5 protein-coding genes and 1 pseudogene are annotated in these 4,868 nt (G+C 56.2%); 4 read left to right on the plus strand and 2 right to left on the minus strand.

Annotated elements, in window-relative coordinates:
• The 4 genes from fecB to fecE form a co-directional block, all read left to right on the plus strand.
• The coding region (gene fecB, locus RTW80_RS22430) for a Fe(3+) dicitrate ABC transporter substrate-binding protein FecB (RefSeq protein ID WP_312720255.1) at positions 1 to 808 on the plus strand (808 nt) is incomplete at its 5' end.
• Positions 805 to 1,803 carry an iron-dicitrate ABC transporter permease FecC gene (fecC, locus tag RTW80_RS22435; protein WP_312720259.1) on the plus strand — a complete coding sequence of 333 codons (999 nt, stop codon included), beginning with the start codon at positions 805 to 807 and terminating at the stop codon, positions 1,801 to 1,803. The genes fecB and fecC, both read left to right, overlap by 4 nt.
• Positions 1,800 to 2,756, plus strand: coding sequence for a Fe(3+) dicitrate ABC transporter permease subunit FecD (gene fecD / locus RTW80_RS22440; protein ID WP_000684856.1), 957 nt, complete (start codon positions 1,800 to 1,802; stop codon positions 2,754 to 2,756). Before fecC ends, fecD begins: the two co-directional genes overlap by 4 nt.
• Positions 2,757 to 3,524, plus strand: coding sequence for a Fe(3+) dicitrate ABC transporter ATP-binding protein FecE (gene fecE, locus RTW80_RS22445; RefSeq protein WP_000175457.1), 768 nt, complete (start codon positions 2,757 to 2,759; stop codon positions 3,522 to 3,524).
• A 556-nt stretch (positions 3,525 to 4,080) separates the two neighbouring features.
• On the opposite strand, the gene RTW80_RS22450 is transcribed toward fecE, so the two are convergent.
• Both RTW80_RS22450 and RTW80_RS22455 read right to left on the minus strand, forming a co-directional pair.
• The gene (locus RTW80_RS22450) at positions 4,081 to 4,338 is read right to left on the minus strand and encodes a hypothetical protein (protein WP_000177057.1); all 258 of its coding nucleotides are present in this window, start codon (positions 4,336 to 4,338) and stop codon (positions 4,081 to 4,083) included.
• An 82-nt stretch (positions 4,339 to 4,420) separates the two neighbouring features.
• Positions 4,421 to 4,868, minus strand: a pseudogene (locus RTW80_RS22455) (IS3 family transposase); the annotation flags it as partial.

Here is a 4,868-nt window from a genome sequence, read left to right on the forward strand (position 1 = left end):
ACTCGAAAACACGCCACAACGGATTGTGGTGCTGGAACTCTCGGTCGCCGATGCGCTGGCCGCCGTGGACGTCAGCCCGATCGGTATTGCCGACGATAACGATGCAAAACGCATCCTGCCCGAAGTGCGTGCGCACCTGAAACCGTGGCAGTCCGTCGGAACGCGCGCGCAGCCGAGCCTGGAAGCCATTGCCGCTCTGAAACCAGACCTGATCATTGCCGACAGCAGTCGCCATGCGGGGGTTTACATCGCCTTGCAGCAAATCGCGCCGGTACTGCTGCTTAAGTCCCGCAACGAAACCTACGCTGAAAATTTGCAATCTGCGGCTATCATCGGCGAAATGGTGGGTAAAAAGCGAGAGATGCAGGCACGCCTGGAACAACATAAAGAGAGGATGGCGCAGTGGGCCAGCCAGCTTCCCAAAGGGACACGCGTGGCCTTTGGCACATCACGCGAACAGCAATTCAACCTGCATACTCAGGAGACCTGGACCGGCAGCGTGCTGGCCTCTCTGGGGCTGAACGTTCCCGCTGCGATGGCGGGTGCGTCCATGCCGTCCATCGGCCTGGAGCAACTGCTGGCGGTCAATCCTGCCTGGCTGCTGGTTGCCCACTATCGCGAAGAGAGCATTGTTAAACGCTGGCAACAAGATCCGCTCTGGCAGATGTTAACCGCCGCGCAGAAGCAGCAGGTTGCTTCGGTCGACAGTAACACCTGGGCGCGGATGCGCGGTATTTTTGCTGCAGAGCGTATTGCCGCTGACACGGTAAAAATCTTCCACCATCAGCCGCTTACCGTTGTGAAATGACCGCGATAAAACCCCCGGTGCTGCTGTGGGGGCTTCCCGTTGCAGAACTTATTATTTTTTTCTGGCTGAGTATGTTTTGCTCCTCGGCCATTCCTGTTTACGGAGCAGATGCAACCCGCGCCCTGCTGCCTGGACACACGCCAACGCTACCAGAAGCGCTGGTGCAAAACCTTCGTTTGCCACGAAGCCTGGTCGCCGTTCTGATCGGCGCAAGCCTGGCGCTCGCGGGCACGCTGCTGCAAACCCTGACCCACAACCCAATGGCCTCTCCTTCACTGCTCGGCATTAACAGCGGCGCGGCGCTGGCTATGGCGCTTACCAGCGCGCTGAGTCCGACGCCGATTGCAGGCTATTCTCTGTCGTTCATCGCGGCATGCGGGGGCGGCGTGAGCTGGCTGCTGGTCATGACCGCAGGAGGCGGATTTCGTCATACCCATGACAGAAACAAACTGATCCTCGCGGGTATCGCGCTGTCGGCCTTTTGTATGGGCCTTACCCGCATCACCCTGCTGCTGGCCGAAGATCATGCTTACGGCATCTTTTACTGGCTGGCAGGCGGAGTGTCCCACGCCCGCTGGCAGGATGTCTGGCAGCTCTTGCCGGTGGTGGTCACTGCAGTCCCTGTCGTGTTGCTGCTGGCGAATCAACTGAACCTGCTCAACCTCAGCGACAGCACCGCCCATACGCTGGGAGTGAACCTGACGAGGCTACGTTTGGTCATCAATATGTTAGTGCTGCTTCTGGTTGGTGCGTGCGTCAGCGTGGCAGGTCCGGTGGCGTTTATCGGTCTGCTGGTGCCACATCTGGCGCGCTTCTGGGCAGGCTTCGATCAGCGCAACGTACTGCCAGTGAGCATGCTGCTGGGGGCCACGCTGATGCTGCTGGCAGATGTACTCGCACGCGCACTGGCCTTCCCCGGAGATCTGCCCGCAGGCGCAGTGCTGGCGCTGATTGGCAGCCCTTGCTTTGTCTGGCTTGTGAGGAGGCGAGGATGAAAATTGCGCTGGTTATTTTCATCACCCTTGCCCTGGCGGGCTGTGCGCTGTTATCACTCCATATGGGAGTGATCCCCGTGCCGTGGCGCGCGCTGCTGACCGACTGGCAGGCCGGACGCGAGCATTATTATGTATTGATGGAGTACCGACTGCCGCGCTTGCTGCTGGCACTGTTTGTCGGTGCAGCCCTCGCCGTGGCGGGCGTGCTGATACAGGGGATTGTGCGCAACCCTCTGGCATCACCGGATATTCTCGGTGTTAACCATGCCGCCAGCCTGGCCTCTGTGGGGGCTCTACTTCTTATGCCGTCACTGCCCGTGATGGTGCTGCCGCTGCTGGCCTTTGCGGGCGGCATGGCGGGGTTGATATTGCTGAAGATGCTGGCAAAGACCCACCAGCCGATGAAGCTGGCGCTCACCGGCGTGGCGCTTTCTGCATGCTGGGCCAGCCTGACGGATTATCTGATGCTCTCGCGCCCGCAGGATGTGAACAACGCCCTGCTGTGGCTGACCGGCAGCTTATGGGGCCGTGACTGGAGCTTTGTGAAGATTGCCATCCCGCTGATGATTTTATTTCTGCCGCTGAGCCTGAGTTTTTGCCGCGATCTCGACCTCCTTGCACTCGGCGATGCGCGCGCCACCACGCTCGGTGTGTCGGTGCCCCATACCCGATTCTGGGCTTTGTTACTAGCTGTCGCCATGACATCTACCGGCGTGGCCGCCTGCGGCCCGATTAGCTTTATTGGTCTCGTGGTGCCGCATATGATGCGTAGCATCACCGGTGGACGTCACCGCAGACTGCTGCCTGTTTCGGCCCTGACAGGTGCGTTGCTGTTGGTGGTTGCCGATCTGCTGGCGAGAATTATTCATCCCCCACTGGAGCTCCCGGTTGGCGTGCTGACCGCCATTATCGGTGCGCCGTGGTTTGTCTGGTTGCTTGTGAGAATGCGATAAATGACTTTACGAACTGAAAATCTGACGGTCAGTTACGGGACAGACAAGGTACTTAACGACGTTTCACTCTCACTGCCAACGGGGAAGATCACCGCCCTGATCGGTCCTAACGGTTGCGGGAAATCGACGCTGTTAAACTGTTTTTCGCGGCTTTTAATGCCGCAGTCTGGCACCGTATTTCTCGGCGATAATCCCATAAATATGCTCTCATCGCGCCAGTTGGCCCGCAGGCTTTCGCTGCTGCCTCAGCACCATTTAACGCCAGAGGGGATCACAGTCCAGGAGCTGGTTTCGTATGGTCGTAATCCCTGGCTGTCACTCTGGGGGCGTCTCTCCGCTGAAGACAATGCACGAGTTAATGTCGCCATGAACCAGACCCGGATCAATCATCTTGCCGTTCGTCGGTTAACCGAGCTTTCCGGCGGTCAGCGCCAGCGCGCATTTCTGGCAATGGTCCTGGCCCAGAATACGCCCGTTGTATTACTTGATGAGCCAACCACCTATCTTGATATCAATCACCAGGTGGACCTGATGCGGTTGATGGGCGAACTCCGGACTCAGGGGAAAACGGTGGTCGCTGTGCTGCACGACCTTAATCAGGCTAGCCGGTACTGCGATCAACTGGTGGTAATGGCAAACGGACATGTTATGGCGCAAGGCACACCAGAAGAGGTGATGACCCCAGGATTGCTGAGAACAGTATTCAGCGTGGAAGCGGAAATACACCCCGAGCCGGTATCTGGCAGGCCGATGTGCCTAATGAGGTAGATTGCACAGGCCGTAAGAACCAAACCACGACTGAATGAAACTGGACTGGCGCCAGCAAGCCTGTTCAGACTGGGGCTGAACTTTTCCGGACTCTGAAAGATTACCAATACTCATCGTCCATCCGCTTGCTTTAGGCTGACAGGTTCATAATCAACGCAAACCAGAGCTGTACAGGCTTGGGCGCGGCTTTCAAACCAGTCGTGATCACGGCAATCAATTTTGAACTCTGCTTAACGGACATTTCTGTATAACCCTTACGGCAACGAAAAACGCGAAGTTAAAATTTTAGAAACCCAAAAACGTGACATGACTAAGTTTAGATTTCAGGGGGGAGATCAAAAAATTTCGCTCTGTGCCAGAGCGGACATTCACGGAGCTGGTTCATTACCAATGAGGTTGGGCTTTTGAGGATAAATCAATGATCAGACGCCAACGTAAATCAAAAGCAACCCTGGAACGGAATTGCTAATCCAGTTTCTGACCATCGATTTTTCTAAAAAGTGTGCGTTTGCTACTACTTAGGTAGGTGCAGCTTTCTTAATCACCGGCAGCCACGTTATACAGGCCAGTTGATGGATCGATTGTTATCAATGATATCTTCATGAGTCGGTGTCTCACCCAGCTTACCGAAGCTGGCATAAAGTGAAGGCAGACGGGCCCGTCCTTCTCCCTTTTTCGCCAGAGGGAAAGCGCGAAGCATGGTGGCAGCCTCCCAGTCACAACAATAGGATGGTGTGCACGGCTGCTGACGCCATGATTCAGCGATAGAGCCGGAAAATACGGGGTCAAAGCCGGTATCATTAACCAGAGTCATCGTGACCTGTACTGCGGCTGGATGATCTCCTGCTACTGCAACTGCCAGGCGACCGCGGCTCCCTTCAGGTAGTCTGTTGTGGTCAACTAAAACTGGCCTCCGCGTTAGAGTTTTTCCAGTATCGGTTTTCTGATTCGTTTGGTGGTAACCCACCATTATATTCGTGCGGTCTTAGTGCGCTGTAATATCCAACGATATAGTCCGTTATTGCGTGAGCTGCATCGCTGAAGCTTACATAGCCCGTCGCTGGCACCCATTCGTTCTTCAGACTCCTGAAGAAGCGCTCCATGGGGCTGTTATCCCAGCAGTTTCCACGCCGACTCATACTCTGCCTGATCCGGTATCGCCACAGTAACTGCCGGAACTGCCTGCTCGTATAATGACTGCCTTGATCGCTTGGAACATCACCCCGACGGGCTTACCACGGGTTTCCCATGCCATTTCCAGTGCTTTCATGGTAAGCCTGCTGTCCGGCGAGAACGACATGGCCCAGCCCACTGGTTTTCTTGCGAACAGGTCGAGAACAACGG

It is taken from the genome of Escherichia sp. AM3 (assembly GCF_032029835.1).
Lineage (GTDB): Bacteria > Pseudomonadota > Gammaproteobacteria > Enterobacterales > Enterobacteriaceae > Escherichia > Escherichia coli.

Excerpts from the sequence above, each read along its gene's own strand:
- fecC (WP_312720259.1), top strand. The coding sequence starts at position 805 with ATGACCGCGATAAAACCCCCGGTGCTGCTGTGGGGGCTTCCCGTTGCA.
- fecD (WP_000684856.1), top strand. The coding sequence starts at position 1,800 with ATGAAAATTGCGCTGGTTATTTTCATCACCCTTGCCCTGGCGGGCTGT.
- fecE (WP_000175457.1), top strand. The coding sequence starts at position 2,757 with ATGACTTTACGAACTGAAAATCTGACGGTCAGTTACGGGACAGACAAG.
- RTW80_RS22450 (WP_000177057.1), bottom strand. The coding sequence starts at position 4,338 with ATGACTCTGGTTAATGATACCGGCTTTGACCCCGTATTTTCCGGCTCT.